The following is a 3,934-nucleotide window of genomic DNA, read 5'->3' on the forward strand; positions in this document are numbered from 1 at the left end:
CCTCGACCGCATGACGCAGCAAAACGCCGCCCTCGTCGAGCAAAGTGCTGCCGCCGCCGAGAGCCTCAAGGAGCAGGCCAAGCGCCTGGCCGACGTCGTGGCCACGTTCAGGCTCGGGGCGACCGCGCCTGCAACGCCTGCGACAGCGGCCGTCGCGCCGACGGCCGCACCCGCGGTGATGAAAGCGCCCGCCGTCGCCACCCGACAGCCCGCGCCCGAACCCAAGTCCGCACCGGCCCTCACGCCGGCGGCGCCGGCGCCTGCCCTCAAGCCGGCGTCGCCGGCGCCGAAGACGACCGCATCGAGCGATGCCAGGCGCACCGCCCCGCCGGCCGACACGCCAGCGGCCAAGCCCGTGCCGGTGGCCACCACGGCCGACACCGACGACGACTGGCAGACCTTCTGAAGCGCCCCATCGACCTTCCCACGACCGACAGGACCTCACCATGGACATGATTGCCGAAGCCACGCACGTCGCCCGCCACGAGGCCGCCCGCCAGGGCGCGCTGCAGGCGCACCACGGCGAGTACCTGACCTTCCGCCTCGGTGACGAGGAATACGGCATCGACATCCTGCGCGTGCAGGAGATCCGCTCGTACGAGCCGCCCACGCGCATCGCCAACGCGCCGAGCTTCCTGAAGGGCGTCGTCAACCTGCGCGGCGTCATCGTGCCGATCGTCGACCTGCGCATCAAGCTCGGCTGCGCGAGCGCCGAGGTCAACAGCTTCACCGTCGTGATCGTGCTCAATGTCAAGGGGCGCGTCGTCGGCGCCGTCGTCGACTCGGTGTCCGACGTGCTCGAACTCGGCGGCGACCAGATCAAGCCGGCACCCGAGCTGAACGCGAGCATCGACGCGCGCTTCATCACCGGCATCGGCACCGTGTCCGCCGACGGCGCCGAGCGCATGCTGATCCTGATGGACATCGAGGCGCTGATGGCCAGCGCCGACATGGGCCTGATCGACGACGACCGCTGAGCCCCCGGCCTGCCTGCCCCTCCAGCCGAACTCGTAGCCCGCCCTGCCCTGCGATGTCTGACCGCTCTCTCTTTTCTGCGATGCGCTGGATGCGCGCCTACAGCATCCGCACCCGCATGCTGGGTGCGATCGCCGTCGTCATCGCGCTGCTGCTTGCCGTCGGCGCCGCCGGGGGCTGGGGGCTGGCGCGCATCGACGGCGCCAGCCAGGACTTCGTCGAAAAGACCTACCGCGATCTCGAGACACTGTCCGCGCTTTCGGTGGCCACCGCCAACGTGCGGCGCTTCGAGAAGGACATGGTCATCGCCTACGAGGATCCGGCGCGGGTCGACCAGCACTTCGAGCGCTGGCAGGCCGCGCTGAAGACGGCGCGCGACGCCGCGGCGAAGCTCGCCGAGGGCCAGAACGACGAAGGCAAACAGCACGCCGCACAGGTGCAGCAGCTGCTGGAGACGTACAGCCGCGAGGCGATGAACGTCGTCACGCGGCTGCGCGCCCAGGCCTACGACTCGGCCGGTGTCGTCGACCGCCGGCTCGAAGCGGCGAAGGCGCCGGTGCAGGAAGCCGAGCGGCTCGTCGGCGAGATCCGCCGCCACCTCGACGAGGAGGCACAGGCCAGCCAGGCCGAGCGGGCCGCCGCATTCCGGCTGGCGATGGCACTGTTCGCCGGCGCCGTCGCGCTCGCGGTCGTGATCGTCGTGCCGACGACGCTGCTGAACCTGCGCTCGATCACGCAGCCGCTCGACGAAGCCCGCCGGCTGGCCGACGCGATCGCCGAAGGCGACCTCTCGCACGACATCCGCGACGAAGGCCGTGACGAGGCCGCCGCGCTGGTCAAGAGCCTGACCCACATGCAGCGGCAGCTGCGCCAGATCGTCGGCTCGCTGCACCACGCGAGCGACAGCATCCGCACCGCGAGCACCGAGATCGCCAGCGGCAACGCCGACCTGAGCGCGCGCACCGAGCAGACCGCCTCCAACCTGCAGCAGGCCGCCTCCTCGATGGAGCAGCTCACCGGCACCGTCGCCCACAGCGCCGACGCCGCCGCGCAGGCCAACCAGCTCGCGTCGTCGGCCGCACAGGTCGCACGCCGCGGTGGCGAAGTCGTCGGACAGGTCGTCTCGACGATGGACGAGATCAACGCCAGCTCGAAGAAGATCGCCGACATCATCGGCGTCATCGACGGCATCGCCTTCCAGACCAACATCCTCGCGCTCAACGCCGCCGTCGAGGCCGCCCGCGCCGGCGAGCAGGGCCGCGGCTTCGCCGTCGTCGCCGGCGAGGTGCGCAGCCTCGCGCAGCGCAGCGCCGAAGCCGCCAAGGAAATCAAGGCGCTGATTGGCACCAGCGTCGACAAGGTCGAGACCGGCTCGAAGCTCGTCGCCGACGCCGGCGCGACGATGAACGAGATCGTCGCCTCGGTGCAGCGCGTCAGCGACATCATCGGCGAGATCAGCGCCGCCGCGCGCGAACAGAGCTCGGGCCTCGGTCAGGTCAACGCCGCCGTCGCCGACCTCGACCGCATGACGCAGCAAAACGCCGCCCTCGTCGAGCAAAGTGCTGCCGCCGCCGAGAGCCTCAAGGAGCAGGCCAAGCGGCTGGCCGACGTCGTGGCCACGTTCAGGCTCGGGGCGACCGCGCCTGCAACGCCTGCGACAGCGGCCGTCGCGCCGACGGCCGCACCCGCGGTGAGGAAAGCGCCCGCCGTCGCCACCCGACAGCCCGCGCCCGAACCCAAGGCCGCACCAGCCCTCACGCCGGCGGCGCCGGCGCCTGCCCTCAAGCCGGCGGCGCCGGCGCCGAAGACGACCGCATCGAGCGATGCCAGGCGCACCGCCCCGCCGGCGGACACGCCAGCGGCCAAGCCCGTGCCGGTGGCCGCCACGGCCGACACCGACGACGACTGGCAGACCTTCTGAGTCCGCCTTCCACTCCGTTCACCGAGGACGTCCGATGGAGAACAAGACCACCCCCCTCTTCACCCACGACGACCGCATCGTGCTGATCGCCATCGCGGCAGTGTGGGTCGGCGCGTTCGCGTACGCCGCCGTCAATGGCGGCCTGGGCCTCGTCGCCATCGTCGGGCTGGCGCTGCTCGCGCTCGGTGGTTTCGTTGCGATGCGTTCGCGCAGCGGCACCGGCAGCCAGGTCGTGCTGCCGTTCGCCGGCATGGCGATGGTCGCGCTGCTGATCCACGCCGCGCGCGGCCACGCCGAGGCGCACTTCGCCGTGTTCGCGTTCCTCGCAGTCATGATCGTTTACCGCCGCGCGCTGCCGATCCTCGTCGGTGCCGGCACGATCGCGGTGCACCACCTGACGTTCAACTACTTCCAGCAGTGGGGCTGGGGGCCGATGTGCTTCACCGAGCCGAGCCTGATGATCGTCATCGAGCACGCGCTGTACGTGATCGCCGAGTCGGCCGTCCTGCTGATGCTCGCGGCGCGCGCACGCGCCGACTTCCGCACCGCCGAGACGCTGGCGACGGTGGCCGAGAAGATGGTCGCCGCCGACGGCAGCGTGAGCTTCGAGGTCACGCGCATGCACAGCGACGACCCGGTGACGGCCAAGCTGCTCGGCGCGCTGCGTCACGTCGAGCAGTCGATCGCGCAGGTGCGTCAGGCCGCCGACTCGATCGGCACCGCGTCGACCGAGATCGCCGGCGGCAACGCCGACCTGAGCGCGCGCACCGAGCAGACCGCCTCGAACCTGCAGCAGGCCGCCTCCTCGATGGAACAGCTCACCGGCACCGTCGCCCACAGCGCCGACGCCGCCGCGCAGGCCAACCAGCTCGCGTCGTCGGCCGCACAGGTCGCACGCCGCGGCGGCGAAGTCGTCGGACAGGTCGTCTCGACGATGGACGAGATCCACGCCAGCTCCCGCAAGATCGCCGACATCATCGGCGTCATCGACGGCATCGCCTTCCAGACCAACATCCTCGCGCTCAACGCCGCCGTCGA

The 3,934-nt window shown here is 71.2% G+C and carries 3 protein-coding genes and 1 pseudogene; all 4 read left to right on the forward strand.

The genetic code is table 11. The features are described from left to right. Positions 1-406 (forward strand): annotated as a pseudogene (locus MOJ79_RS18635) (methyl-accepting chemotaxis protein); the annotation flags it as partial. Between the two features lie 40 nt (positions 407-446). After that, positions 447-977 carry a chemotaxis protein CheW gene (locus MOJ79_RS18640; protein ID WP_241925508.1) on the forward strand — a complete coding sequence of 177 codons (531 nt, stop codon included), beginning with the start codon at positions 447-449 and terminating at the stop codon, positions 975-977. Between the two features lie 53 nt (positions 978-1,030). After that, positions 1,031-2,896, forward strand: a complete 1,866-nt coding sequence (locus MOJ79_RS18645) for a methyl-accepting chemotaxis protein (RefSeq protein ID WP_241925509.1) — start codon at positions 1,031-1,033, stop codon at positions 2,894-2,896. A gap of 34 nt (positions 2,897-2,930) precedes the next feature. Beyond that, positions 2,931-3,934 (forward strand): methyl-accepting chemotaxis protein (locus tag MOJ79_RS19060; protein ID WP_272885409.1); only part of this gene is annotated, 1,004 nt, incomplete at its 3' end.

The organism is Calidifontimicrobium sp. SYSU G02091 (assembly GCF_022631395.1).
In the GTDB taxonomy this organism is placed as follows: Bacteria; Pseudomonadota; Gammaproteobacteria; order Burkholderiales; family Burkholderiaceae_C; genus Calidifontimicrobium; species Calidifontimicrobium sediminis.

Bases quoted from the DNA above. Each gene is read 5' to 3' on its own strand.
- MOJ79_RS18640 (WP_241925508.1), top strand. From the start codon at position 447: ATGGACATGATTGCCGAAGCCACGCACGTCGCCCGCCACGAGGCCGCC.
- MOJ79_RS18645 (WP_241925509.1), top strand. From the start codon at position 1,031: ATGTCTGACCGCTCTCTCTTTTCTGCGATGCGCTGGATGCGCGCCTAC.